This is a genomic window from Catelliglobosispora koreensis DSM 44566, assembly GCF_000379685.1.
GTDB lineage: Bacteria > Actinomycetota > Actinomycetes > Mycobacteriales > Micromonosporaceae > Catelliglobosispora > Catelliglobosispora koreensis.
Map to the genome: position 1 here is coordinate 70,560 of NZ_KB903293.1, position 25,497 is coordinate 96,056.

The window sequence follows — 25,497 nt, forward strand, 5'->3', positions numbered from 1 at the left end:
GTGCAACGTTACGGGCTCCGCGTGCGTCCGCTGTGTCATGAAACGAATTGCTGTCGCGGGGCTCGTTCTGGGGGCCCTGTTCATTAGTGGCTGCACCTCCAACGAGAGCGGGGCACCTACCAGCGCGGAGGCTCCCGGCCGCGACTTTCTGTCGGCCGGTGACGGGTCGGAGAAGAGCGCCGCCAATCCGGCTGGCGCCCCAGGCGAGCAAGACGCCGGCAAGGCTCCAAACGCGACGGCCGCACCCGAAGGCCGTGCCCTGATCTACCGCGGTGACATGACGATCCGTGTGGAGGAGGTGGAGGCCGCGGCTGTGAAGGTCGAGGCGCTGGCGACCTCGCTCAAGGGCCATCTCGCGAGCGAAAAACGTTCGCTGGGCAGCCAGTCGGCGTACGCCTCGATCACCATCCGGGTGCCGTCTGAGAGCTATGCGACAGCGATGCAGCGACTGTCCAAAGAGATCGGACGCGAAGAGTCCCGCTCGTCCAACACCGAAGACGTCACCGAAGCCGTCGTCGACTTGGACACCCGCATCGCCGCGGCCAAGGCGAGCGTGGAGTCGGTGCGTCGGCTCTTTGACCGGCCTGGCCTGCCGATGAACGAAATTGTGTTGCTGGAGAAGGAACTCAGCTCACGGCAAGCCGAGCTCGCCTCGCTCGAAGCCAAGAAGCGCCGGCTAAGTGACCTGGTCGCGATGTCGACGATCACGGTGAACCTGGCCGGGCCAAACACTGTCCTGCCTGAGAAACCGAAAGAACGCGCGCCCGGATTCCTTGGCGGGCTTCAGGCGGGCTGGGATGCCTTCCTGTCCGTGGGCGCCGCCATCATCTATGTCGTCGCCTACCTGTTGCCGTTCGCCGCGGTCATCCTGCTCCTCGGTTTCGGCCTCAGCCGCCTCCTGCGCCTGCGGCGCGAACGCGTAACCACCACCGCTTCTCCACCGTCCACACAAGACTGATCGCGCCGTGGCGGCGTGCGAGTCTAGGTTGCTGGTGTGCCAGCGACCTTCCCCTCCCACGCCGCCGCGGTCCTTGGGCTCAAGTTCTGGAAGCCGCGCTGGTTCGACGGCATCGCCCTCACCGTCGGCTCGGCCGCGCCTGATTTCGCCTATGCCGTTGACGGCACGTGGTTCGAGGCGCCCGTGCCTGACTGGCCGCCCCTATACGCCATCGCGCATTCCTGGTACGGCATCGCGCTATGGGGCCTGCCCGTAACACTCGTCGCCTGCTGGCTAACGCGGCGAACTTTTGAGCAAGACCGTCCGGACGTCTGGATAACCACGGCCTCAGCCGTCATCGGAACGGCCAGTCACGTCGTGTGGGACCTGTTATCCCCCAACGATCTGGCGTCCAGCATCGCCGGCGCCCTCATCGCCGTGCCGCTGCTGGCGCTCCACTTTGGACGATCCTGGCCGAAACCCCATTGGCCCACACTGATCGCGGGGGCGGTCGCGTTGCCGTTCCTGCCCGGTGCCGCGCTCGCGCACACCACCGGGTCACGGATCGTCCTGCTGACCGGTCTATCGCTCCTGATAGGACGGAGAACTAAAACTCGGCCCTGAGGGCCTGGGTCGCGGTGTGGACCATCGTGCGCACACCGACACCGATGCACTTCTCGTCGACGTCGAAGTGAGCCTGGTGGATGTCCATCTTGCCTTCGTAGCCGGAGATGGCGGTGCCTAGCCGGAACATCGTCCCGGGAACCTGCTCCACGTAGTAGGCGAAATCTTCCCCGCCCATACTCACTTCGGCCTCGAGCACGTTGTCGGCACCGATGGCGTCGGCCGCGGCGGCGGACAGCACACTGGTCGCCACGCGATCGTTGATCACGGGTGGCACGCCGCGGATGTATTTCACCTCAACGTGTGCTCCCGTTGGCGCGCAGACCTCGTGGATCAGCTGAGTGATCAGATCCTGGGCGCTGAGCCAGGCTTCCCTGCTGAGCACCCGGATCGTCGCCTTGGCCACACCCTCGTTGGGGATCGCGTTGAACGAGTCACCCGCGTGAATCGAGCCGAACACCATGGACATGCTGGCGCGCGAGTCGACCCGGCGGCCGATCAGGGCCGGCACCTCGGTCACCACACGCCCCAGGGCGGACACCAGATCGGCTGTCAGGTGCGGGCGGGCCGTATGCCCACCGAGACCCGACAGACGGACTTCCACGGCGTCACAGGCGGCGGTGAAGGCGCCGGAACGCACGCCAATCTGGCCGGTCTTGAACCAGGGCCCCACATGCAGCGCGTAAATGGCCGCGACGTCCTTGAGCGCACCCTCGGCGATCATCTCCGGGGCACCGGAGTTCAGCGACTCTTCAGCTGGCTGGAAGACCAGGCGAATGCGGCCCGGCAGCTCGCCTTGCTCGTCAAGCTGAGCCAGGGCAAGGCCAGCGCCCAAAGCGATCGTCGTGTGCACGTCGTGACCACACGCGTGAGCGACACCGTCGTTTGTCGAGCGGTAAGGCACGTTCTTCGCGTCGTGCAGCGGCAGGGCGTCCATGTCCGCGCGCAGCGCGATCACCTGGTCACCGCGGCCGATATCGCAGAGCACGCCATTGCCACGGCCGGTCAGCCGGGGCGCGAGCCCAGCGGCGGTAAGGATCCGGGCCACGTAGGACGCCGTCTCAAACTCGTGATGTGACAGCTCGGGATTGGCGTGAATATGGCGGCGAATAGCTACGAGATCGTTTCCGTGCGCGGCCAGCCATCGGTCAAGCTGACCTCGCAGAGCGGCTGGGTGCAGGGATGCTGACGTCACCGAGCTGCTTTCGATCGCCATCGGTGCTAATGGCGGCAGCGTTAATGCTCGCGTCACGGAAGATTCTCGATCTCTTCGGTTGGAACAAACTCCACAAGACTAGCCCCGGAGTAGTAACTCTGCGCAATCACTATCTTGTAGTCGAAATGTTGCAGAGAGCATTCGCCCTGGTAAGAGCTGTCCACCACTCCGTCTCACCTCTTACAACGTGTGACGACAGAGCGGGTTGCGGATGACGCAAGTCAATGCTGCAAGTTGCAGGCTAGAAGGTCTCTCTGGGCTGATACGTGCCCCAGACTCGGCGCAGCGTGTGACATACCTCGCCGACGGTTGCGCTCAGGCGCAACGCTTCCTTCATCGGATACAGGACATTTCCGTTGCCGGCGGCAGTTTTCTCCAGCTCAGCCATTGCCCTGGCCAACGCGTCGTTATCGCGGTCGCGGCGAAGCGCAGCCAGCCGATCACGCTGAGCTACCTCGATCGTGGGATCTACCCGTAACGGTTCGTAGGGTTCTTCAACGTTAAGGGTGAACTTGTTAACCCCGACGACGATCCGCTCACCGGAGTCAACCTCAAGGGCGGTGCGGTAAGCCGAAGATTCGATCTCGCGCTTCTGGAACCCCACCTCGATGGCCTCGACGCTCGACCCGTGATCGAAAACGCGCCGGATCAGATCGTTTGCCTGTTCCTCAATGGTGTCCGTCATGGCTTCGATCGCGTAGGACCCGGCAAACGGGTCAACCGTTGCGGTCAGGTCGGTTTCGTAGGCCAGGACCTGTTGCGTGCGCAGGGCCAGCCGGGCGGCCTTCTCCGTCGGCAGGGCGATCGCCTCGTCGAAAGAGTTGGTGTGCAACGACTGTGTGCCGCCAAGCACCGCTCCCAGCCCCTGCACGGCGACCCGGACCAGGTTGACCTCAGGCTGCTGGGCGGTTAGCTGCACCCCGGCGGTCTGGGTGTGGAAACGCAGCATCCAGGACTTGGGGTCCTTGGCACCAAAGTCTTCACGCATGATCCGCGCCCAGATCCGGCGGGCCGCACGGAACTTGGCGATCTCCTCGAGCAGAGTCGTGCGGGCGACGAAAAAGAACGAAAGCCGGGGAGCGAAATCATCGACGGCCAGCCCGGCGCTAACGGCGGCACGCACGTATTCGATGCCGTTGGCGAGCGTAAAAGCGATCTCCTGCACGGGAGTCGCTCCCGCTTCAGCCATGTGATAGCCGGAAATCGAGATGGTGTTCCACTTAGGAACCTCGGCCCGGCAGTAGGCGAAGGTGTCCGCGACCAGGCGAAGCGACGGCTTCGGCGGGAAGATGTAGGTCCCCCGGGCGATGTATTCCTTCAGGATGTCGTTCTGGATCGTGCCGTTGAGGGCACCTCCAGCCACGCCCTGCTCCTCGGCGACGAGCTGGTACAGCAGCAGGAGGACGCTGCCCGGGGCATTGATGGTCATGCTCGTGGAGACCTTGTCCAACGGGATATCCCGGAACAGGACGCGCATGTCCTCGATCGAGTCGATCGCTACCCCGACCTTGCCGACCTCACCATGGGCGATGGCCTCGTCGGAGTCGTAACCCATCTGGGTCGGCAGGTCGAAGGCGACCGAAAGGCCCATCGTCCCGGCGTTGAGCAACTGGTGATAGCGGGCGTTGGACTCCGCGGCGGTCCCGAATCCGGCATATTGCCGCATCGTCCAAGGACGAGACGTGTACATCGTCGGGTACACCCCACGGGTGAAGGGATATTCACCCGGACGTTCGCCACCTTCAGGGCCATACACAGGCTCGATGGGGAAACCGGACTCGCTCAACCGCCGTTGGTTCACATACGCGATCGTAGGTCCCAATGTGGTAACGAGGGCTGAGGTGTTTAACACAGCTTCCGTTTCTGGGTATGAGTCACGCAGAATAGGGCTCGACCCGATCCCCCTCGTGTGCGAAGAAAGTGACCATGCATTCCACCCGTGCAGCCCCCGGCACCGTCATCGGCGGTCGATACGCCCTGCGTGCTGCGGTTGGCCACGGCGGCATGGGCACCGTCTGGCGGGCGACCGACACCGTCTTGCGCCGCGAGGTGGCGGTCAAAGAGGTCGTGCTTCCGCCAGGTCTGGCGGCCAGTGACGCGGAGGCGATGTACGAGCGCACGCACCGTGAGGCACGTGCCGCCGCCGCTTTGTCGCACCCGAGCGTGGTCCAGGTCTTCGATGTCGTGGTCGAAGAAGGCCGACCGTGGATCGTGATGGAGCTGCTCGACGCGCGCAGCCTCGCCGACATGGTCATCGAGGACGGTCCGGTCGCGCCACGGGCCGTGGCGAAGATCGGCGTGGCTCTGCTCGGCGCCCTGGAGGTCGCGCACGCGGCCGGAGTGCTGCACCGCGACGTGAAGCCCGCCAACGTTCTGATCACGCGCGATGGCCGTTGCGTGCTGACCGACTTCGGTGTGGCCAAGTTGCCGACCGATGTCCAGCTCACGACGCCGGGCATGGTGCTCGGCTCACCACACTTCATCTCCCCTGAGCGAGCGCTTGGCCACCGTTTTGGCCCGCCCAGCGATCTGTTCTCGCTTGGCGTGACGCTTTACACAGCGGTCGAAGGACGCCCACCGTTCGACAAGGGCGACCCGCTCGCGACGATGCACTCCGTAGTGGAGGATCCGCCCGCGCTGCCTCAGCGCTGTGGCCCGCTAGCTGACGTGCTCTATGGCTTGATGGAAAAGGACCCACAGCGCCGCTGGGATGTGCCCACGTCACGTGGCTTCCTGCGCGAGATGCTGGCTGGCCCGCTGGCTCAAAACGCCTCACCGCAGCACGTGACCGATCCGTGGGCGATCGTGGCACCACCGCCGCCTCCCCCGCCGGTCTATCAACAGCGCCGCCAGGAGAAGCAGGTCGGCGGCCGGGCGATGCTCCACACCGGAGAGATGCCGGCCGACCGGTTCACCCGCTCGCGCCAGGGCACGCAGGCACAGCCCGTGCTCGGTGACGCTAAGCCCAACAAGCTGCGGTTCGCCGTGATCGGCGGCATCGCGGCCGTTCTGATCGCCGCGACGGTCAGCTGGGCCATGTTCGGTGGCGATGACGATCCAAAGGGGACACAGCCGACCGGGCAGCCTCAGAACAAGCCCAGTGCCTCGGCCAGCGCGGCACCGGCCAACACCGAGGTGCTGACGCTCAGTGGCGTGAGTGTGAACGTTCCGAAGGGCTGGAAGCGCTCGCCCAGCAGCACCTATGTGGACGTTCAAGACCCCGCTGACACCACCCGCTGGCTGCGGATCAACGTGACGAACGAGAAGAACGCCAAGTCAGCGCTGGAAAGCGCCGACAACCGGAAGATCGGCAACTGCGACGCGGGCACTTACGAGAAGATCTCGCTTACCGACGTCGAGTTGGCCGGGACGCCGGGGGCACAGCTGGAGTTCCGCTGCAGCATCAAAGGCGTGCCAAAACATGGCATCTGGCGGATAGCTGTCATCAAGGGCGCGGCCCGCCACTGCTACCTGCAGGTTCCAGAAGCGACATTCGCCGCCGACAAGGCTATCTTCGACGCCGCCGTGGCAAGCTACAAAGTCACTTAGTCTTCTGCTAGAAATCCGGCATGACGGAACTCGCTGCGCGCGCACAAGCCTGGATAGACGACGACCCGGATCCGACTTCGCAGGCCGAGTTACGTGAGCTGTTAGCGGCGCTGCCGGGCAGCGAGGCTGAGCTGCGAGACCGGTTCAGCGGACCGCTCACCTTCGGCACCGCTGGCCTGCGTGGCCCGCTCAGGGCCGGCCCGAACGGCATGAATCTCGCGGTTGTCCGCCAAGCCGCGGCCGGCCTGAGCCAATGGGTCGCCAAGCGTCAGCCGGGATCACTGATCGTGATTGGATATGACGCCCGGCGTGGGTCGCATGAGTTCGCGATGGAAACGGCTCGCGTCGCGACCGGTGCCGGGCTCAGGGCCGCCTTGCTGCCCGGCCAGTTGCCGACTCCGGTGCTCGCGTTCGCCGTGCGGCACCTTGGTGCCGCGGCCGGCGTGATGGTCACGGCCTCACACAATCCACCGCAGGACAACGGCTACAAGGTGTACCTAGGCGCCGCTCTCGGTGGCACGCTCGGCGATGGGGCACAGATCGTGCCACCCGCCGACAAGGAGATCGAGGCCGAAATCCGGGCGGTGACAAGACTTTCGGAAGTTCCGCTCGGCGTTGACGGCGATGTGCTCGACCACAAGATTGTCGACTCCTATGTGGAGGCCGCGGCCGCCGTCGTCGATCCAGATGAGCCCAAAGAGCTCGCCATCGCGTACACCCCTTTGCATGGTGTTGGGGGCGAGGTGTTGCGGGAATCCTTTATCCGCGCGGGTTTCCAGCCGCCATCGATCGTGAGCACCCAGGCCAAGCCGGATGGGACGTTCCCGACGGTCGCGTTCCCCAACCCGGAGGAGCCCGGCGCCATGGATCAGGTGGTGGCGCTGGCCAAGACCTCGGGTGCCGACCTCGTCATCGCCAACGATCCCGACGCTGACCGCTGTGCGGTGGCGATCCCGGTCGGGGACTCGTGGCGCATTCTGCGCGGGGACGAAGTCGGTGTGCTGCTAGCTGATCACCTCATGCGGCGCGGCGCGACCGGCACCTACGCGACCACCATCGTTTCCTCCAGCCTGCTCAAAACCCTTTGCCAGGAACGCGATCTCGGGTACGCCGAAACCCTCACCGGTTTCAAGTGGATCGTGCGCGGCGGCGAGGATCTGGTCTACGGCTACGAAGAGGCCCTGGGCTATTGCGTGGCACCGCAAATGGTGCGCGACAAGGACGGGATCACCGCGGCTCTGGTGGTCGCCGAGCTGGCTGCTGGGCTGAAAGCCGAACTGCGCACACTGCAGGACCGGCTAGATGAGATCGCTCTCAAGCACGGGCTCTACGTCACCGATCAGCTTTCGGTTCGCGTCGACGACCTGCGTGAGATCTCTGACGCCATGGCACGGCTGCGCAACAGAATGCCAGCGTCGCTTTTGGACGAACCCGTTACTTCTGCTGAGGATCTGCTGCCCGAGGCTGATGTGATCATCCTGCGCACGGAGTCATCTCGTGTCGTGGTGCGGCCTTCGGGAACCGAGCCGAAACTCAAGGCGTACTTGGAGATCGTCGAGCCGGTCAGTGAAGGGGACCTGGCCGCGGCCAGGGAACGGGCTGCCGCGACCATCGTCGCCCTGCGGACGGAAACCGCCGCGGCGCTTGGCATTTGGAGCGTCAATCCCTAACGTCCCATAGCGTTACGTCAGACGTGTGCCAGCCGGGCCCAGCCAGACCGGTTAGGAGCTGCGCTAGCTCCTCGCCCCGGTATTCCTGGTAGTCAGGCAGCACGATGGCGGCGGCCCGCCAAAAGGACACATCGTGTTTGAAGGCGGTCCGCATCTCCGGCGTGATCTCGGGGACTTTGCCGGTGGTGTAAACCTCACGGATCAGGGCCGCGGTCGGTCTCGGCACAGCGCCGAACCGGGCGCGGCCCGATTCGTCTGGGCCGAGGAAGTAGCCACCCGCGAGCGCGAAGTCAGACTTGGCTCGCTGCCACTCCATCGCCTGCGGGAACTCCTCTGACGTCACGGGCACCGCGACGAGGGTCCGTCCCGAGGGGATCCACTCCTTCCAGGCACCAGACGTGATGAACGCGGGAGTTCCCGGGTGGTGCTTGGCGGGGATCGGCACGGGCAGGATCGGCAGGATCGCGATGATGAGAGCGAGCCACGCCAGACGGCGTTGTTGTGTCTTCTCGATCCGCCGCACGAGATCGACACAAACGACCAGCAGCGCACCGATCACTGGCACGAGGATCAGTCCAAACCGGACGGTGATGACGTGCCCCATGAGCGGAAGCTTCTGCAACACCAGCCACGGCAACGGAATCCCGGTGCCACGCCGGCCGACCATGAGCGTGGTGCCCAGGCTCAGGATGAAGAACACGCCAGCTGTCATGGCCAATGCCTTGATGAGCGTCCGGTGCCAAAGCCAGATCATCACGACGGCCATGAGGATGAGCAGCGGCCAGCCGAAGAAAGTGTTCTCTTCACTGATGTTCCACGACAGGCGGTTCGGGCCGGGCAGCCCGCCAAACGACAGGCGCGAGAACGCTGGATAGGACGCCAGGTCGGCGCGATAGTTGGCGACACTTGACGGCAGGCCGTGATAGGTCTGCCCGCCGAAGAACTGGCGATAGAGCGGATAAGCCAGCGCGACCGCGGCGATGGCCGCCGCGATCCAAAGCGGTTTGAGGATCGGCTTAACCGGGCGCTTCTCCAGCCACGCGTAGGCGCCCATGAACACAGCTAACGCCAAGGCCGTGTACAGCAACACTTCTTCGTTGATGAACGCCTGAATGACAACGAGAACCCCGAGCACGACACCGCTCTTGACGCTCGCCAGCTTCAAGGCGGCGAGCACGAGGAAGGGCACGAGAAACTGTGCGGTCCAGTTGATGTGCCCGTTGGCGTGACTGATCATGCCGGGGGCGAAGCCGCAGAACGCGCCACCGATCGCCGCCGCCAGCGGTGACTTCGTCAGGAGTTTGCCGAACACGAGAAACCAGCCGAACGCGGTTCCCGCGAGCCCCAGCACCAGCAGCACGAGGAAGGACACCTCGGCGCCAAACAACATCGTCACCGGGACCATCGGAATCGTCAGCGCGAGCGCGCCGGTGTTGGCCATGAGGTTGACGCCATCGGGGACGTTGAGCAGGTGGGTGAAGAACGGGTCGACGCCCTCGGTGACGACGCGCTGCGCGTGCCTCAGGAACCAGATGAACTGGGACTGATCAGAGTTGATTTCCACCCGGCGGTGCGCGAGGTCCCGCCATAGCCGGGCTGTAATGAACAGCCCGGCCAGCAGATAGCTAGCGGCGACGATGATGTAACGCCACTTGAAAGGTGAGCCCGAGTCTTGGTGAGCCGCCGTCCGAGCGTGCTCAATTAACCGCCTCGTCCGCAGATTCACCTTTTCTTTCTAAGGCATTTATTCGAAATGAGGAGCGTAAGCGCCAAATTGCCGGTCGCCAGCATCGCCAAGGCCCGGCGTGATGAACATGCTCTCGTTGAGACCGTCGTCAATGGACGCGGTCACCAGTTTGAGGGGCAGCCCGGACTGTTCCAGGCGGCGGATCGCTTCGGGCGTCGTCAGGGCGCACAGGACGGTCATGTCAACGCAGCCTCGCGCGGACAGAAGACGGCAGCAGTGCTCCAGCGAGCCACCCGTCGCCACCATCGGGTCCAGCACCAGAACCGGCCGCGTGGACAGGTCGTCGGGCAACGACTCCATGTAGGGGCGAGGCTCGAACGTCTTCTCGTCACGGGCCAAGCCCACGAAACCCATCGAGGACTCCGGCAGCAGGGCGAGGGTGGCGTCAGCCATCCCGAGCCCGGCGCGCAGCACCGGCACGATCAGTGGCGGGTTCGACAGGCGCGTGCCCTTGGCGACCGCGACTGGCGTGTGCACCGGGAACGTCGCCGCCTCAAAGGTGCGGGCCGCTTCATAGGCGAGCATCGTTGTCAGCTCGTGCAGGGCGGCCCGGAAGTTGGCCGAATCGGTGCGGGAGTCACGCAACGCGGTTAGCCGGGTCTGCGCGAGCGGGTGTTGCACGACGAGTACGTCCACGGCATCACTCTAGGGCAAGTCAAACCGTCCCGGTCGCGATGGCCATTTGCGATCTGGCCGGCATCCGCCGCACGCTGTCGTAGATGCCGAGGATCGCCTCAACGAACGCTTGCGGCGTATGCCTTTGCGCGTTGACGCGAGCGTTCGCGCCGAGCGCACGGGCGAATTCGCGCTCCCGCAACAGGCCTATGATGCCCTCAGCGAAGGTGTCCTTCGTGGCCAGGACGGCCTGCCTCTGGAGTACCCCCTTTTCATAGAGCACCTCATCGAGCAGCACGCTGGGGACCCCGGCGAGCGCGGCCTCTTGCAGCACCAGAGCCTGTGTGTCGGTCAGCGACGGGAAGGCGAAGACCTCCGCCGCCTGGTAGGCCGCGGCGACTTCCTCAGGCGGCAACTGTCCGGTCACGACGATCCGGTCGGTGCGGATCATCCGCTTGAGCCAGCGCGGCTCGTAGACCGCGCCGATTAGCACCAGCTTGGCGTTGGGCTCGGCTCTCAGCACCTGCTCGAAAGCCGGGATCAAGGTCTCGACGCCCTTCTCGCGGTTGACCCGCCCCACGAAGAGCACCACCCGGTCGGTGTCCGCGATCCCCCATCTGCGCCGCCAGCCCGGGGCCGCGTCTCGCTTTTCCACCCCAGTGGGTACTAGGTAGAGCTTGCGTGGATCCACGGGCAGCGTGATCCGCTCTAGGACTGCCGCCGTCGGCACGATCACGGCGCTCGCGGTCCCGAGCAGCAACTCGTTGCCCGCATCCAGCGCCCGCTGCCGGCTGGTAGCCGAAGCGTCGGGGCAAGGGCGGCCTAGTTTCCACGCGTAGAGGCGGGCCATCGTCCACAGCGCGGGCGCGGGCACCCGGTAAGCGGCGGCGTAGGCGTGCAGATCCGTGTGATAGGTCTGCACCAGCGGGATGCTCAGCCGTTGCGCGAGCAGGACGCCCAGCAGCCCGGCCGGGCCGGGACTGTGCACGTGGACTATGTCGGGCCGGTGTCCAGCCAGCTCCGCGATGAGCCGGTCGCGGCCGCCGGTGACAGGCCAGTGCGCCAGGCGCAGGTCAGCTACTCCACAGGGCAGCGAAGGAAGGCTGACCTGGCCTCTTGGCGCCACGATCGTGCTGGTGTGGCCGAGCGTCTCCAACGCGGCGCTCAGCGTGCGTAACGAGGTAATGACCCCGTCGCGTCGCGGCAGGTACGTATCGGTGAAGTGCAGTATCCGCACAAGCAGCAGATTCGCTGGGTACTGCCAATACCCCATGTCCAGGTCGTAACCGAATGGTGAAACGTAGACTTCGCCTTGTGAACAACGCCGAGCTAACGCGCATCCTCCACGGGCTGCCGGGCGTCGACAAAGTTGGTGCGGAGGCGCGGGCGGCCAGCCTGGGCACCCGGTCCATCAAGACCACGGCCAAGGCCTGGGCGATCGACACCGCGATCCGCATGGTGGACCTAACCACCCTCGAAGGCGCTGACACTCCCGGCAAGGTCCGGGCCCTGTGCGCGAAGGCCAGACAACCCGATCCCAGTGACCAGACTGTCCCCTCCGTCGCGGCGGTGTGTGTCTATCCCTCGATGGTCCCGACAGCTGCAGAAGCTTTGAAAGGCTCAGGGATTCACCTGGCCAGCGTCGCCACCGCCTTCCCGAGCGGGCAGGCGCCCCTGAGCGTCAAGCTCGACGACACCAAGGCGGCTGTTTCGGCCGGCGCCGACGAGATCGACATGGTGATCAGCCGCGGCGCGTTCCTGGCTGGCCGTTATCTGGACGTCTACGACGAGATCGTGGAGGTCAAACGGGCCTGCGGCGACGCGCACCTCAAGGTGATCCTGGAGACGGGCGAGCTGGCCACCTATGACAACGTGCGCCGTGCCTCCTGGCTGGCCATGCTCGCCGGTGGCGATTTCATCAAGACCTCAACCGGCAAGGTCACCCCGGCCGCGACTTTGCCCGTCACGCTGATCATGCTGGAAGCCGTGCGCGACTTCCTCGCCGAAACCGGCCGCAAAGTCGGCGTGAAACCGGCCGGAGGCATCCGGACCACCAAGGACGCCATCAAGTACCTGGTGATGGTGAACGAAGTGGCCGGTGAAGGCTGGCTCGACCCGGACTGGTTCCGCTTCGGTGCTTCAACGTTGCTCAACGACTTGCTGATGCAGCGCCACAAACTGGCCACCGGGCACTATTCCGGCCCCGATTACTTCACTTTGGACTAAGCCATGTTTGAATACGCGCCCGCTCCAGAATCCCGTTCCATCGTCAACATCAAGCCCTCGTACGGGCTGTTCATCAACGGGTCGTTTGTGGACGGATCATCGTCGTTCAAAACGATCAATCCGGCGTCGGAAGAAGTGCTCTCCGAGGTCGCCTCGGCAGACGCCAGCGATGTCGACAAGGCGGTCAAGGCCGCCCGCACGGCGTTTAGCAAGACGTGGGGCAAGATGCCCGGCAAGGAACGCGCGAAATACCTCTTCCGGATCGCGCGCCTGATCCAGGAACGCTCCCGTGAACTCGCCGTCCTCGAAAGTCTCGACAACGGCAAGCCCATCAAGGAATCCCGCGATGTCGACCTGCCTTTGGTGGCCGCGCACTTCTTCTACTACGCGGGGTGGGCCGACAAGCTCGGCTACGCCGGCTTTGGCCCGAATCCGAAGCCGCTAGGTGTTGCAGGACAAGTGATTCCGTGGAACTTCCCGTTGCTCATGCTCGCGTGGAAGATCGCGCCCGCACTGGCCGCCGGCAACACGGTCGTGCTCAAGCCGGCCGAGACGACACCCTTGACCGCGTTGCTGTTCGCCGAGATCTGCCAGCAGGCTGACCTTCCGCCCGGGGTGGTCAACATCGTGACCGGCGCGGGCGAGACAGGTGCCGCGATCGTCGAGCATCCCGATGTGAACAAGGTGGCCTTCACCGGGTCAACGGACGTCGGGCGCATCATCGCGCGCGCTGTGGCTGGTACCCAAAAGAAAGTCACGCTTGAGCTCGGCGGCAAGGCAGCGAATATCATCTTTGAAGACGCGGCGATCGACCAGGCGGTTGAGGGCATCGTCAACGGCATCTTCTTCAACCAGGGTCACGTGTGTTGCGCTGGCTCACGGTTGCTGCTGCAGGAGTCCATTCAGGACGCGGTGCTGGAAAAGCTCAAGCGCCGCATGACCACTCTGCGCGTGGGTGACCCGCTGGACAAGAACACCGACATCGGCGCCATCAACTCGGCCGAACAGCTTTCGCGCATTCGCACCCTGTCGGAAATCGGGGAGAGCGAGGGTGCCGAGATGTGGCAGGCGCCCTGCGACCTTCCCGCGCACGGATTCTGGTTCCGCCCAACGATTTTCACCGGCGTCTCGCAAGCTCACCGCATCGCGCGCGAGGAGATCTTCGGCCCGGTGCTGTCGGTGCTGACGTTCCGCACGCCGGCCGAAGCGGTGGAGAAAGCCAACAACACGCCCTATGGCTTGTCCGCGGGTGTGTGGACAGAGAAGGGCTCGCGCATCCTGCAGATCGCCGATCAACTGCGGGCCGGGGTCGTGTGGGCGAACACGTTCAACAAGTTCGATCCCACGGCACCGTTCGGTGGGTACAAGGAATCTGGATACGGTCGCGAGGGTGGCCGCCACGGGCTGGAGGCATACCTTGCGGCTTAACGTGCGTAAGACGTACAAGCTCTACATCGGTGGAGCGTTCCCCCGCAGCGAGTCAGGACGGACCTACGAAGTGGACGGTCAGAACGCGGCCCTCGCCTCCCGCAAGGACGCGCGCGACGCCGTGCTGGCGGCCCGTGCCGCGTTCGGCAAATGGTCCACGGCCACGGCCTACAACCGCGGCCAGATCCTTTACCGCGCGGCGGAAATGCTGGAGGCACGGCGCTCAGAGTTTCCGGCTGGTGAAGTCGACGACGCCATCGACCGCCTTATTTGGTACGCGGGCTGGGCCGACAAACTGGCACAGGTGACAGGCAGCGCGAACCCTGTGGCGGCACCGTATTTCAACATCTCGTCACCGGAGCCAAGCGGTGTCATCGCGATCGCGGCACCGGCGGGTTTCCTGGGCTTGGTCAACGTCATCGCCCCGGCGATCGTGTCCGGCAACACCTGTGTCGTCGTAACAGAGTCAGCGATTGAAGCGATCACGTTCGCCGAAGTGCTTGCCACGTCTGATCTTCCGGGCGGTGTCGTCAACATCCTCACTGGCTTCGCCAAAGAGGTCGCCCCGTGGCTCGCCTCGCACGACGACGTCAACGGCCTCGACCTCACCGGTGTCACCGACGCTGAACTCGCGACGGAACTCGAGCGCCAGGCGGCCGACACCCTCAAGCGGGTCATCCGTCCCAGCACTCCAAAGTGGACGGACGATCCCGGCCTGGGCAGAATGACGGCGTTCCTGGAAACCAAGACCGTTTGGCACCCGAAGGGCGTCTGATTTGCCGACCGTCTCCGGGCCGGTCAGCGGCACGTCGCTGACCGCCCCACTGTCCGCGGTGGAGTGCGTCTGGTTCAAGGTGCGAGTCGATTCGTGGCAAGCGCACAAAGACCTGCACCACCGCGACACCGTCTACTTTTCCCGCTCAGCCGAGCCGTTCTTCATCGGCGACGTCCCCGTGAGCCCAAGTCTCGCGGAAGGCACCGTGTCAGTGACCGAGACGTTCACCGGCAAACGCCCGCCGTCGGCCGAGGAGACACCACTGCTGCACCTGCTGGCCAGCCGGGGCTTGATCGACCCCAAGGCACTGCACCGGCGGGCGCACTTGCTCGACGAAATCGTCTGGGAAACCACCGAATACGTGCTCACCCCCGGCACAGCCCTAACCGTGCGCGGCCGCCGGTCCCGCTCAGGGCTCCTCAAACCTTCTTTGTTCGCGCGGTAAACAGATCACCGTCCTCGCAGCGTCCTTAGGAACGTGGACGAAGCATTCGAGCAGTATGTGCACGCCCGTGGCCGGGTGCTGCTGCGCTTCGCCTATGTGCTCTGTGGAGATCATCACCTAGCGGAAGACCTGGTCCAGGAGGTTTTGGCCAAGGCACATCGCCGGTGGTCGCGCATCGAGGCGGAGCAGCCGGATGCCTATCTCAAGCAGGCCCTGGTACGCACTCACCTGTCCTGGTGGCGGCGACTGTCCAATCGCGAGACGCCTCGTGAGGTGATGGCTGAGCCGGCCGGGCCGGATTTCGCGCAACATATGGCGGTCCGCGATGAGCTGTGGCGGCTGCTCGCGAGCTTGCCTAAGGCCCAGCGAACCGTTTTGGTGCTGCGGTTCTTCGAAGACCTAGACGATGCGCGCATTGCTGAGGTGATGGCGTGCTCGCAGGCCACGGTCCGCGTGCACGCCTTTCGGGGGCTCAGCAAACTGCGCTCGTCGGTTAGCCCACGGGAAGTGATCACGGCATGAACCTCACCGATGAACTCCGGCTCACGATGCGTGATCACGCCGAAGCCGCTCCTGAAGGGACGAGTTTGATGGCCGCTGTCAGGACCCGGTCGCAGCAACAGCAACGGCGGCGGCGGACGATCGGGGTCAGCGTCGCGCTGGTGGCCGCCGTTGGTGTCGCCATCCCGGTTCTGTTGATGCGACAGTCGCCGGCTCCGACGCAATCGGCGGGCTCGAACCTCGTGTGGGTCGGCGAGATGACGCGCCCGTACCCAGCGGATCTGAATCTCGAAGGGGTCGAGTTCGACTACTACGGCGTCGGCGGAGCGGGCGGCTACCGGCTGGAAAATGGGCGCGCTTACAACGGCACCGGAGAGGGCGAATACGTGTCGATCGGGACCACCGAAGACGCTCCGGCGACCTGGCAAGGCGTATCGAGCACAGCTGATTCCGTGCGGGGACGGCCAGCGCTAGCCTGGTCGGGAACGCTGAACGGCAAGGCACATGTCCGGCTGACCTGGCAGGACGAGAAGGGCCGCTGGCTGGCCGTTTCCAGCGCGGTCTACAAAGCTGACACCCCCACGTTTATCAAGACAGTCGCCGAGACACTCAAGCCCGGCACCTGGCGCATCGCCATTCCCTATCGCTTCGCGAAGCTGCCAAAGAATGTCTATATCGTCACGGCCAGCCAGCAGCGCGTTTGTTTCGCTGTGATCGGTCAGCAGAAGGAAGCCTTGTGTTTCCAGGACGGTCCGCCCGCGACAGATCAGACAGGCAAAGAGGTGACGGTGCGCGGGCAGACGGGACGGCTCGCCGAGCAGCCAGATGGCTCGACGACACTGGCTCTGCCGCTCAGCGATACGCGCTGGATGATGGCCTCCGCCGCGCCTGGAGTCCTCACGTCACCAGCAGATCTTGCGGCGATCGCGGAATACGCGACCGCGGAGCAACACCCCGGGCTCTAGTGACCTGCGTCATCCGGCACGATGGGTGTTGTGCGCCCGTTTGATCCGAGACTGATCCGGCATGTCCCGGCCATGCGCCGCGACGTCGCCCTGCTGGCGGTGCTCGGAGTCGCGACGGCGCTTTCGATCGTGATCGCGGCCAGTGCCTTGGCGAAGGCGCTGGCCGCGTTTTCTGTTCCGGCCCTGGCCACTTTCGTGGCGGCGCTCGGCGCTAGAGCGGTGTTCACGGGACTCAGCGGTGTGGTGACTGCCCGCATGGCCGCGACCGTGAAGGCGCAACTGCGCGGCGAGCTCCTGAAAGCGGCCGGAAACGCGGGGCCGGTGTGGCTGGGCGGCCAGCGAGCTGGCGAGCTGGCCACACTGACCGGCCGCGGACTGGACGCTTTGGACGGTTACTTCACCGGTTACCTGCCGCAACTCGTGCTCAGTGTCACGGTGCCGCTCGCGGTGCTGCTGACCCTGGCCTTCGCTGATGTGACCTCAGCCGTAATCGTGCTGCTGACCCTGCCGTTGATTCCGGTGTTTGGCATCCTCATCGGCTGGCAGACCCGGGTCGCGACGGAACGTCAATGGCGCCGGCTTCGCTTGCTGGGCGGGCATTTCCTGGACATGGTGACCGGGCTGGCCACGCTGCGGGCGTTCCGCCGCGCTGGCGCACAGGTGGCGGCCGTGCGGGAGATGGCCGACCGCCATCGCAGCGCGACCATGAAGACGCTGCGGATCGCCTTCCTGTCCGGCCTGGCCTTGGAATTGGTAGCCACGATTTCGGTCGCACTGGTCGCGGTGCCCATCGGCATCCGGCTGCTGTCGGGCGGGCTGACGCTTGGTACGGCGATGTTGGTGTTGCAGCTGACGCCGGAGGCCTATGCCCCCCTGCGCATCGCGGGCACGCGGTTTCACGCGAGCATGGAAGGACTGACGGCGCTCGATCAGGCGTTCACGTTGCTTGCCGCCGCACCCACGGCTAAGGCATCCACTCCGGTCGCTGGCTTCACCGAGCTCGTGCTCAAGGACGTCTCGGTGAGTTATGAGCGCGAGACGGCGCTGTCCTCAGTGGTCCTGACGATCCGCGCGGGCGACCGCATCGCGCTCACCGGTCCCAGCGGCGGCGGCAAGAGCACTTTGCTCGCTTTGCTACTTGGCTTCGTGACCCCCACCGAGGGAACCATTCTCATCGACGGGGTTGATCTATCTACTTTGGACCGGCCCGCCTGGCGTTCCAACATCGCGTGGGTACCACAAAAGCCGCATCTGTTCGCGGGAACGCTCGCCGCCAACATCAGCCTGGGCGACCCTGACGCTCCTCCGGAGGCGATCGACGCGGCAGCCAAGGCGGCCGCTCTCCCGCACGACCTCGGCATCGTCCTAGGCGAACGCGGGCACGGCATGTCCAGTGGGGAGCGGCAGCGCATCGCCATCGCCCGGGCCTTCCTGCGCGACGCCGGCCTGCTGTTGCTCGACGAGCCAACGGCTCGCCTCGACCGGGTCAGCGAAGCCGCCGTGATCTCGTCCACGATCGCGCTCGCCGAAGGCAAGACAGCACTGATGGTCGCCCACCGCCCGGCGATGCTGACCGCGGCGACCCGCGTCCTGCACGTCGAAAACGGCACCGTCACCGAACTCCCTACCCCGGCTCTGCATCCCGAGCCCGCCGGCGATCCCGCGACAGCCGGAGTCATCCAATGACGCGGCCCCGCGCTGCCGGTCCGATGCAGAGCCCGGGGGAGCGCATGACCGCAGGAGGCGCTCAATGACACGGTCAGGCACTGCCGGTGCGGTTGTGGCGCGGAGCGAAGCGGTGAGCCCGAGCGTGACGGTGTCTGCCGCTGGGGGCGGGTTGTTGCGGCCCTTCTGGTGGCGGCTAGTCGGCGCTGGGCTGCTCGGTGCGCTGACGGAGGCTGCCGGGATCGCCCTGCTGGCCACCGCGACTTGGCTGATCATGACCGCGGCCGGGCAGCCTCCATTGCCCGCACTCACGGTCGCGATCGTCATGGTGCGGGCCCTGGCGATCGGGCGCGGGACGTTGCGGTACACCGAACGGCTCGCCAGCCACGACGCCGTGCTGCGGATCGTCACCGAGGTGCGGGCGAAACTGTTCGCCGCACTGACGACACGGCCGCTGGCACGGAACGCCGACGCGCTCAGCCGGATGGTGTCCGATGTGGACGCCGTGCAAGACGCCGTCGTGCGGGTCGCGCTGCCGTTCTTCGCCTGTGGGCTCATCGCCCTACTGACCGCCGCTGGTGGATTCCTGTTTGGGCCGCTCACGGGACTCGCGCTGGCCGCTGGACTGCTGGTCACCGCCGTGCTCGTGCCGTATCTCGGCTACCGGCTGGCCCGCTCAGCCTCGGCTCAGCTCGCCCCGCTGCGGGCGGCCTACGCTGTCACGACGGTCGACGTGGTCCACGGTGCGGCCGACCTAGCCGCGTATGGCGCCGCGGCCCGCTACGAGGCTGTGGGAGCCGCTCAGGCCGCCGAACTGTCCGCTGTGGAGCGCCGCCTCGCCCGCCGCTCGTTCGCCCTCGACACCCTGTCGACCATCGTTAGTGGACTGACCGCTGCGGCTGTGCTGCTCGCCGCACGGGAGCAAGGCACCTCGCTCGTGTGGGCGGCAGCGCTCACCATCGCCGCCCTCGGCACCGGGGAACTCACGCTCGCCCTGCTCGCTGCCGCTCGCAAGCTCGCCGAAATCCAGGAACCGCTGCGCCGCCTCGGCGCCCTGGGCATATCGCTGCGCCCCGCTTTGCTCTGCACCCATAGGGACAGTTTTATGCAGCCCGCTGTGCCTCTATCGGTGCAGAGCAAAGGGGTGGAGCAGACCGTGCCTGAGGTGCGGCTCGACAACGTTTCCGTGGACGGGCGGCTATACGGCATCAGCCTGGCCCTGCCGCCGGGACACAAAGTCGCCGTCATCGGACCGTCAGGCGCCGGCAAGAGCACGCTGCTTCAGGTGATCGCGGGCGCGATCAAGCCCGATCACGGGACGGTGACGCCAACGGTGGCGGAGTTCACTGTCGCGACAGGACTGATGGCCGACGCGCATGTGTTCCACGCCACGATCGAGGACAACCTGCGGATCGCGAAACCTGACGCGACTGATAGTGAACTTCGGTCGGCATTGGACACGGCTGGGCTCACTGAGTACCAGATAGATGTCTTGGCGGGGGAAGACGGAGCGGCACTGTCCGGCGGCCAGAGGCAGCGACTGGCTCTGGCCCGGGCAATCCTCGCGGCACCACCGGTGTTGCTGCTCGACGAGCCGACCGAGGGCCTCGACCCGCGACACGCCGTCGCCGTGCTTCGTTCCGTTTTGGAAAGCGCGCGCGACCGGACCGTCGTTGTAGTCACCCATCATCTTCAAAGTCTCGATCGCTTGGAGTTTGACGAGATTATCGAGATGGACGCGGGCCGCCTCCTATCGCTCAGCCGGAACCACTAGGGTGTCTGCGTAGTCGCGAACGCGACATCACCCCGGTAGGAGGTAGATATGGCATCAACCATCTGGGACGAGTTTGAAATCTCTCCAGTGGAGATCGCCATGCCCGGCAATAAGGTTGGATTCACGCTTCGGGCATACCGGATGTCGAACGACATCACGCCGACCGATGTGACCGACCGCGAAGACGACGATGCCGTCTTCAACAGCCGAGGCCACCGTTCGCCGCTCGACGAGGACGAGCTGCCGGAGTTCGAGTGGACCAAAGAGCAGCTCGATGAGATCGCGGCCGCCGAAGCCGATGACGACCTCGCCGAAAAGGCTGCCGAGTCCGCCGACGACGATGACGCTGAAGACGATGATGCTGAAGACGACGAGGCTGAAGACGACGAGGACAAGGAGCCGGAGGCGCAAGAGGTGCCGGTTTTCCTTTCCCACAAAGGAAAACTGCTGCTGTTCAAGTCGGCCGAAGGCCTGGCCAAGTTCGTCAAGTCCAAGGAACCACACGACCTCGCCCAGCTTGAGCAGTGGAAGAAGTTCTCCTCCACGATCAAGGCGAGCGATGTCGAAGTGGGCGACGAGGACACGTACGAACTCGACCTCGTCGTGGACAACCTGCGCGCCGGACCGGACGCCTGGGACGCAAATTTGGTCCTAAGTGCTGGTGAACTGGCCCGGGATATCGGCTACGCTCTGCGTCTGCAGCCGGTGATCGTCGCTTTGTCCCCAGGGTCCCCTCTGGACGATCTCGACGAGGCTCTGCGCGCGACCGGATTTTTTGCAAAACGCAAGCTCCGCAAAATCGGGTCCGAGCAGGCATCTCTCGGCTGGCGGACGATTATCGGGAAAATCTCTGCGGCTGTGGACTGGCGCGACTGAACTTCTCCGGGCAGCATCAAGTCTTGGCATGGCAAGTCCGGAGTAGGAGGACGGGTCCGTGGCGCTCGTGCGGGTGTATTGCGGTATCTCATCGACAGCTGAAGGTCGGCTGCCGTTCGCGGTGGTCGATGACTCAGGACGGCTACTGGAGTATTTGGAGCTGACCGACGACGCGGCAGGTTATGCCGCGGTCACTTCCGTGCTGACGGAACGGTTCGGCGGCACCATGGTCGTCATCGCTGTCGACTCCGACGATCACCTGCTCGTGTCTCTGCTTGCCGCCTCCGGCCGTCCCATCGCCTACACCGATGACGAGACGGCTGACGACTTCGCTGACCGCTTCGCCGACGACGAGTCGATGGATGAAGTTCAGGCCACGCCCGACGAGCGCCGTGCTGTTGGCCTTGCCCGTGCTCTGCAAGCCGGAGCGCTTTCCGGTGGGGTCGCGCCGACTCCCCGTGAGTTCTCCGCTCTCAAGCCATTGCTGGCGGCGCACACCGCTATTTGCACTGGACGCCACGCTGCCGCTGTCGCGCTGCGCGAAGTGCTGCGTGAGCTTTACCCGGCTGCCCTTCGGGCCTACCCCGATCCGGCTGAGCCGATCGCTCTGGCGATGCTTGACGCCCTGCCAGAGCCAAGCCTGCTGTCCGCCGCCGCGGGCAAGGGCCGCGATGCGGCCGTCACCGTGGCGGCCCGCCTCGTGGCTGACGGCATCTGCGACAACCAGACCGCCCTCGACGCGGTGACCGCACTGCGCGTCGCTATTCAGGAAACCCCGCGCCGCAACGGGGTGGCCAAGCAGCTCAACGAGACCGTCGCCGATGTCGTGCGGTCCAGCGTCGCCGCGGTGCGCTCCGCCGATGCCGCAGCGACGATCCTGATCCACTCGATGAGTGAACGTGTGACGCCCAAGGGTGTTTCCGCCCTAGCTGCCGCGGCACCACGCCGCCGCATGCAGCCCACTCCGATGGCCGCTGTCCGCCCGGTCAGCCCGGCCCCGGTCGCCCCGCAGCCCGTGGTGCCGATGCCCCGCCAGCCGGTGGCCGTGCCCGCGATGACCCTGCCACCGGTAGTGCCACAACCCGTTGCACCGCAACAGGTTCCGGCTCAGCGTCCGGCGTGGGCGGCAAACACTCCGCCACCGCCAACGCCACCGGGCTTCGAGCCAACGCCGGTCACCGGCATTCCGACCATCGTGGCCGCCTCAGCTCCGCCCGCTCAGGCCATGCCCCCGGCCTACTCGGCTCCTACCGCGCATCCGGTTTCGCCTGCGCCTTCAATGCCGTCCATGCCAGCAATGCCTATGTCGACGCCGATGCCGATGCCTTCGATGCCGCCCATACCGCAGATGCCTGTGATGCAGGCACCACCGGTCATGCCTGCGGCACCGGCTGTTCCGGTGCAGCGGGCCGTGCCAGGCGGCCCGGTTTCCCCCGAGCCGCTGGCTCCGTTCGTGCCGACGCTCACCAACGCTGTGATCAACAGTGAGCGGGCCGCGCGCGGATTCACGCCCGCGCCAGCTCCGCCGATCTCGCGCGACAGCTGGCCGCTGGTCAACGAGCCCGAAGACGACGGCCTGCCCGCCGTGGCACCGGTTTCGCCCGCCCGGATCACTCCGCCGTGGCAGGCAGAGGATCTGGTCCCGCCGCCGTCCTTGCGTCTCGTGGAGCCGGAACCGGTGGCCGCGGCAGCCGCGCCCAACCTTCGCCTCGTCGACGACAGCGCGCTGACGGCCCGGATTCCCAAGACACCACGCCGCACCGAACGGGCGCCCGAGCCCGGCATCGACGACACCGACTTGCTGATCTTCTCGTCCATCCCGTCCGCCTGGTTCGACCGTGAGTCCGAGGGTGAGTCCACCTGGAACTCATCGCTGGACGACAGCTGGCGGGCAGCCGAAGCGGCGTCGCTGCACCCGTCCGTCGGGGCTGACACCCGGGCGGGCCTCCCGCAGCGGGTGCCGCAGGCCAACCTCGTCGCCGGCAACGCCAACAACGACCGGCCGCTGCGCATCGTCCGCGATGCCGGTGAGATCGCCGCGCACACCAGCAGCTACTTCCGCGGCTGGCGCCGGGGCAACCAGGAAGTCGGCGGCTACGGCCTCGGCGGCCGCCCGGGACGCGAGTCGGCCAACGGCTGGGACTTCAGCCGCGAGCACGAGCTACGCGACGACCGCGGAGAATACGGCCAGCGCGCTGTTAACTATCGGTAGTTGTGTCCTTGGCCATATCGCCTGGGCTTGACCTCGCGGTATGGCTCCTAGCAGCATTCATGCAATGATCCGACCCCACATCTCCCGGCGCCACGCGCTTACCGGGGGTATTGGCCTGGCCGCAGGAGGGCTACTCGCCGCCTGTTCCACGCCGACCGGAACCCCCGCGGCCCCAGCCCCCAAGGTCACGGCCCAGGCAGGCGTCAACGAACTTGTCGTCGGCGCCAACCTCGAGCTCACGGGCACCGGATCAACGTTCGGCAAGCTCCAGGAGCAAGCTCTGCTCATCGCGGCCGCCGAGATCAACAGCACCGGCTTGCAGTTCGGTGACCGCCGCATCCCGGTTCGCTTGGTAATCAAGGACAACGGCGGCGTGCCCGCGAGCGCCAGCCAGGTGACGCAGCAGTTGATCGACAAGGAAAAGGTCAGCGCCATCATCGGCGGCACCACGGTGGAAACCGGGCTGAGCATGCTCGCCGTCGCCGAACAGCGCAAGGTCCCCCTGCTGTGCCTCGCCAGCGGCGACGACATCTCCGTCCCGCTGCCGCAGCGCAAGTTCATCTACAAGCTCGGGCCCAACTCCTCCGACGTGGCGACCGTGCTGGCCCGCGAGATCCGCCGGCTTGCGCTGCCCAGCGTCGCCCTGCTCGCGAGCCCCGACGGCCACGGCGAAGGCGGAACCAAAGCGCTGCCGCGTGCCCTAGCCGCCGCCGGGATCACCCACACCACAACGGTCCGCCTGCCGCAGGCCACTCATTCGTTCGCAGACGCGGCGAAACAAATCAACGCCTCCAAGGCCAAAGCCGTCGTGATCTGGGCTCAGGCACCCGTTAGCGCCGCCGCGGTGGCTGCTGTGCGGGCAGCTGGGTACACAGGCAAGATATTCCTCGACCCGGGCGCCGGTGCTGACGAGACGCTCACGGGAGAAAACAGCGGGGCGGTCGACGGGACCTACATCGTGCACCCCACCGTCCTAAGTGGAGCGCCACTGACCGCCACGACACCCTCCGGGCGGGCGGCACGAGACTTCATCTTCCGCTATATCCAGCAATACGGCACCTATAGCGGCTTCGCCCCGTACGCGGCGGACGCGCTCAACCTGGTGGCCTTCGCCGCCAAGCGAGCCGCGCACGTCGACCCACAGCGGTTGCGTGGACGCCTGGAAGCCGGTGCGGTGGAAGGAATCGCGGGTGCTTACGCGTTCCAGCCCATCTCACACGGCGGCCTGGAGCCAGACGCGCTGGTGCTCTTCGTGGCCCGGCAAGGTGCTTGGATCCGGCTCTAGCAGCCGGATCCCCTCACGCCCCTACGCGCTGGCGCCGCATCGAAAGCACGTACTCCACAAGGGAAATCAGCACGTTCTTCGTTGATTCGCGGTTACGCGCGTCGCACGTCACGACCGGAACGTCATGTGAGATCGCCAAGGCGTCCCGCACGTCGTTGGGGTCGTGATACTGCATGCCGTCGAAGCAGTTGATCGCGATCAGATATGGCAGCTTGCGGTGCTCAAAGAAGTCGATCGCGGCGAAACAGTCGGCGAGACGCCGAGTGTCCACCATGACGACCGCACCAATCGCACCGCGCACCAGCTCATCCCACATGAACCAGAAGCGCGTCTGGCCCGGCGTTCCGAACAGGTAAAGGATCAGGTCACGATCGATCGAGATACGCCCAAAGTCCATGGCCACCGTAGTGGTGGTCTTGTTAGGAATCTGGCGCGTGTCGTCGACGCCGACACCCGCCGAAGTCATGATGGCTTCAGTGGTGAGCGGCGTGATCTCCGAAACAGAGCCCACCAACGTCGTCTTGCCGACGCCGAAGCCGCCGGCGATGACGATCTTCGCCGATGTCACCCGTCCCGTGTTGGGACGCTGTGACATGTCAGAGCCTCCGAAGTCCACTCAGCACCCTCTCAAGCAGTTCTGTACCGACAGAATCGTTGCTATCGAACGATGTCGGCTCGTACACCGCGACCAGGCCATCGGCCGCCATGTCGGCGATCAGCACACGTGCCACGCCGAGCGGCAGCTTCATCCTGGCCGCGATCTCCGCGAGCGACTGCACTTTGCCATCGCAAAGCGTGGCGATGTGCTGATGTTCGCGGCCGTGCCCGCCACGGTTGCCGGTGCTCGCGTCCCGGCCCCGCACCGTCGTCTCTACCAGTGCTTCGATCGCGATCTCCAGCCGGGGCCGGGTGCGACCGCGGGTAACGGCGTATGGCCGGACCAGAGCCCCGGTCGGCTCTTCCCTATCTGGCAACGTCGCCGTCACC

At 65.6% G+C, this 25,497-nt stretch carries 22 protein-coding genes; 15 read left to right on the plus strand and 7 right to left on the minus strand.

Annotation, left to right across the window (positions count from 1 at the left end; all coding sequences use genetic code 11):
* Positions 1-37 precede the first annotated feature (37 nt).
* Together A3E1_RS43950 and A3E1_RS0136315 are read left to right on the plus strand one after the other, a co-directional pair.
* Positions 38-958, plus strand: a complete 921-nt coding sequence (locus A3E1_RS43950; RefSeq protein WP_020525747.1) for a DUF4349 domain-containing protein — start codon at positions 38-40, stop codon at positions 956-958.
* Between the two features lie 36 nt (positions 959-994).
* On the plus strand, positions 995-1,561 hold the full coding sequence (locus A3E1_RS0136315; RefSeq protein WP_020525748.1) for a DUF4184 family protein: 567 nt from the start codon (positions 995-997) through the stop codon (positions 1,559-1,561).
* Here the strand turns inward: A3E1_RS0136315 and A3E1_RS0136320 are convergent.
* Both A3E1_RS0136320 and A3E1_RS0136330 read right to left on the minus strand, forming a co-directional pair.
* Positions 1,545-2,813 carry an amidohydrolase gene (locus tag A3E1_RS0136320; RefSeq protein ID WP_026209182.1) on the minus strand — a complete coding sequence of 423 codons (1,269 nt, stop codon included), beginning with the start codon at positions 2,811-2,813 and terminating at the stop codon, positions 1,545-1,547. The two genes, A3E1_RS0136315 and A3E1_RS0136320, sit on opposite strands and share 17 nt — an antisense overlap.
* A 205-nt stretch (positions 2,814-3,018) precedes the next feature.
* A complete protein-coding gene (locus A3E1_RS0136330; protein WP_020525751.1) occupies positions 3,019-4,578 on the minus strand; it encodes an acyl-CoA mutase large subunit family protein in 1,560 nt (519 codons plus the stop codon).
* A gap of 125 nt (positions 4,579-4,703) precedes the next feature.
* On the opposite strand from A3E1_RS0136330, the gene A3E1_RS0136335 reads away from it, so the two are divergent.
* The gene (locus A3E1_RS0136335; protein WP_020525752.1) at positions 4,704-6,326 is read left to right on the plus strand and encodes a serine/threonine-protein kinase; all 1,623 of its coding nucleotides are present in this window, start codon (positions 4,704-4,706) and stop codon (positions 6,324-6,326) included.
* A gap of 20 nt (positions 6,327-6,346) precedes the next feature.
* Entirely contained in the window at positions 6,347-7,996 is a 1,650-nt protein-coding gene (locus tag A3E1_RS0136340) for a phospho-sugar mutase (RefSeq protein ID WP_020525753.1), read from the plus strand.
* Here A3E1_RS0136340 and A3E1_RS0136345 read toward each other — a convergent pair.
* The 3 genes from A3E1_RS0136345 to A3E1_RS0136355 are packed head-to-tail and all read right to left on the minus strand — an operon-like array spanning position 7,986 to position 11,631.
* Positions 7,986-9,722, minus strand: coding sequence for a hypothetical protein (locus tag A3E1_RS0136345; protein WP_020525754.1), 1,737 nt, complete (start codon positions 9,720-9,722; stop codon positions 7,986-7,988). The two genes, A3E1_RS0136340 and A3E1_RS0136345, sit on opposite strands and share 11 nt — an antisense overlap.
* 18 nt (positions 9,723-9,740) lie before the next feature.
* Entirely contained in the window at positions 9,741-10,379 is a 639-nt protein-coding gene (gene upp, locus A3E1_RS0136350) for a uracil phosphoribosyltransferase (protein WP_020525755.1), read from the minus strand.
* 19 nt (positions 10,380-10,398) lie between these two features.
* Positions 10,399-11,631: a glycosyltransferase gene (locus A3E1_RS0136355; protein ID WP_020525756.1), complete on the minus strand. Its 1,233-nt coding sequence runs from the start codon at positions 11,629-11,631 to the stop codon at positions 10,399-10,401.
* A 17-nt stretch (positions 11,632-11,648) separates the two neighbouring features.
* On the opposite strand from A3E1_RS0136355, the gene deoC reads away from it, so the two are divergent.
* From deoC to A3E1_RS0136410, 11 genes are all read left to right on the plus strand, one after another.
* Positions 11,649-12,584, plus strand: a complete 936-nt coding sequence (deoC, locus tag A3E1_RS0136360; protein ID WP_040393018.1) for a deoxyribose-phosphate aldolase — start codon at positions 11,649-11,651, stop codon at positions 12,582-12,584.
* A 3-nt stretch (positions 12,585-12,587) separates the two neighbouring features.
* A complete protein-coding gene (locus tag A3E1_RS0136365) occupies positions 12,588-14,012 on the plus strand; it encodes an aldehyde dehydrogenase family protein (protein WP_020525758.1) in 1,425 nt (474 codons plus the stop codon).
* Positions 13,975-14,787, plus strand: a complete 813-nt coding sequence (locus A3E1_RS0136370) for an aldehyde dehydrogenase family protein (protein WP_020525759.1) — start codon at positions 13,975-13,977, stop codon at positions 14,785-14,787. Before A3E1_RS0136365 ends, A3E1_RS0136370 begins: the two co-directional genes overlap by 38 nt.
* A 1-nt stretch (position 14,788) precedes the next feature.
* Positions 14,789-15,232, plus strand: coding sequence for a hypothetical protein (locus A3E1_RS0136375; RefSeq protein ID WP_020525760.1), 444 nt, complete (start codon positions 14,789-14,791; stop codon positions 15,230-15,232).
* A gap of 33 nt (positions 15,233-15,265) precedes the next feature.
* Positions 15,266-15,754, plus strand: coding sequence for a SigE family RNA polymerase sigma factor (locus tag A3E1_RS0136380; RefSeq protein WP_020525761.1), 489 nt, complete (start codon positions 15,266-15,268; stop codon positions 15,752-15,754).
* Positions 15,751-16,698: a hypothetical protein gene (locus A3E1_RS0136385; protein ID WP_020525762.1), complete on the plus strand. Its 948-nt coding sequence runs from the start codon at positions 15,751-15,753 to the stop codon at positions 16,696-16,698. The genes A3E1_RS0136380 and A3E1_RS0136385 overlap by 4 nt, the downstream gene beginning before the upstream one ends.
* Before the next feature lie 21 nt (positions 16,699-16,719).
* On the plus strand, positions 16,720-18,384 hold the full coding sequence (gene cydD, locus A3E1_RS43955) for a thiol reductant ABC exporter subunit CydD (RefSeq protein WP_020525763.1): 1,665 nt from the start codon (positions 16,720-16,722) through the stop codon (positions 18,382-18,384).
* A gap of 64 nt (positions 18,385-18,448) precedes the next feature.
* The gene (gene cydC, locus A3E1_RS43960; RefSeq protein WP_020525764.1) at positions 18,449-20,137 is read left to right on the plus strand and encodes a thiol reductant ABC exporter subunit CydC; all 1,689 of its coding nucleotides are present in this window, start codon (positions 18,449-18,451) and stop codon (positions 20,135-20,137) included.
* 48 nt (positions 20,138-20,185) lie between these two features.
* Positions 20,186-21,013, plus strand: a complete 828-nt coding sequence (locus A3E1_RS0136400) for a hypothetical protein (protein WP_020525765.1) — start codon at positions 20,186-20,188, stop codon at positions 21,011-21,013.
* Positions 21,014-21,071: 58 nt separating this feature from the next.
* The gene (locus tag A3E1_RS0136405; protein ID WP_020525766.1) at positions 21,072-23,225 is read left to right on the plus strand and encodes a hypothetical protein; all 2,154 of its coding nucleotides are present in this window, start codon (positions 21,072-21,074) and stop codon (positions 23,223-23,225) included.
* Positions 23,226-23,289: 64 nt separating this feature from the next.
* Positions 23,290-24,510: an ABC transporter substrate-binding protein gene (locus tag A3E1_RS0136410; RefSeq protein WP_020525767.1), complete on the plus strand. Its 1,221-nt coding sequence runs from the start codon at positions 23,290-23,292 to the stop codon at positions 24,508-24,510.
* 13 nt (positions 24,511-24,523) lie between these two features.
* Here the strand turns inward: A3E1_RS0136410 and A3E1_RS0136415 are convergent, their stop codons facing one another.
* Positions 24,524-25,105, minus strand: a complete 582-nt coding sequence (locus A3E1_RS0136415) for a GTP-binding protein (protein WP_020525768.1) — start codon at positions 25,103-25,105, stop codon at positions 24,524-24,526.
* Between the two features lies 1 nt (position 25,106).
* Positions 25,107-25,484, minus strand: a complete 378-nt coding sequence (locus A3E1_RS0136420) for a DUF742 domain-containing protein (protein WP_026209186.1) — start codon at positions 25,482-25,484, stop codon at positions 25,107-25,109.
* Between the last annotated feature and the right edge of the window lie 13 nt (positions 25,485-25,497).

Coding starts and splice junctions, on each gene's coding strand:
- A3E1_RS0136365 (WP_020525758.1), top strand. CDS start 12,588: ATGTTTGAATACGCGCCCGCTCCAGAATCCCGTTCCATCGTCAACATC.
- A3E1_RS0136340 (WP_020525753.1), top strand. CDS start 6,347: ATGACGGAACTCGCTGCGCGCGCACAAGCCTGGATAGACGACGACCCG.
- A3E1_RS43950 (WP_020525747.1), top strand. CDS start 38: ATGAAACGAATTGCTGTCGCGGGGCTCGTTCTGGGGGCCCTGTTCATT.
- A3E1_RS0136385 (WP_020525762.1), top strand. CDS start 15,751: ATGAACCTCACCGATGAACTCCGGCTCACGATGCGTGATCACGCCGAA.
- A3E1_RS0136335 (WP_020525752.1), top strand. CDS start 4,704: ATGCATTCCACCCGTGCAGCCCCCGGCACCGTCATCGGCGGTCGATAC.
- A3E1_RS0136415 (WP_020525768.1), bottom strand. CDS start 25,105: ATGTCACAGCGTCCCAACACGGGACGGGTGACATCGGCGAAGATCGTC.
- A3E1_RS0136410 (WP_020525767.1), top strand. CDS start 23,290: ATGATCCGACCCCACATCTCCCGGCGCCACGCGCTTACCGGGGGTATT.
- cydD (WP_020525763.1), top strand. CDS start 16,720: ATGGGTGTTGTGCGCCCGTTTGATCCGAGACTGATCCGGCATGTCCCG.
- A3E1_RS0136400 (WP_020525765.1), top strand. CDS start 20,186: ATGGCATCAACCATCTGGGACGAGTTTGAAATCTCTCCAGTGGAGATC.
- A3E1_RS0136355 (WP_020525756.1), bottom strand. CDS start 11,631: ATGGGGTATTGGCAGTACCCAGCGAATCTGCTGCTTGTGCGGATACTG.
- cydC (WP_020525764.1), top strand. CDS start 18,449: ATGACACGGTCAGGCACTGCCGGTGCGGTTGTGGCGCGGAGCGAAGCG.
- deoC (WP_040393018.1), top strand. CDS start 11,649: ATGGTGAAACGTAGACTTCGCCTTGTGAACAACGCCGAGCTAACGCGC.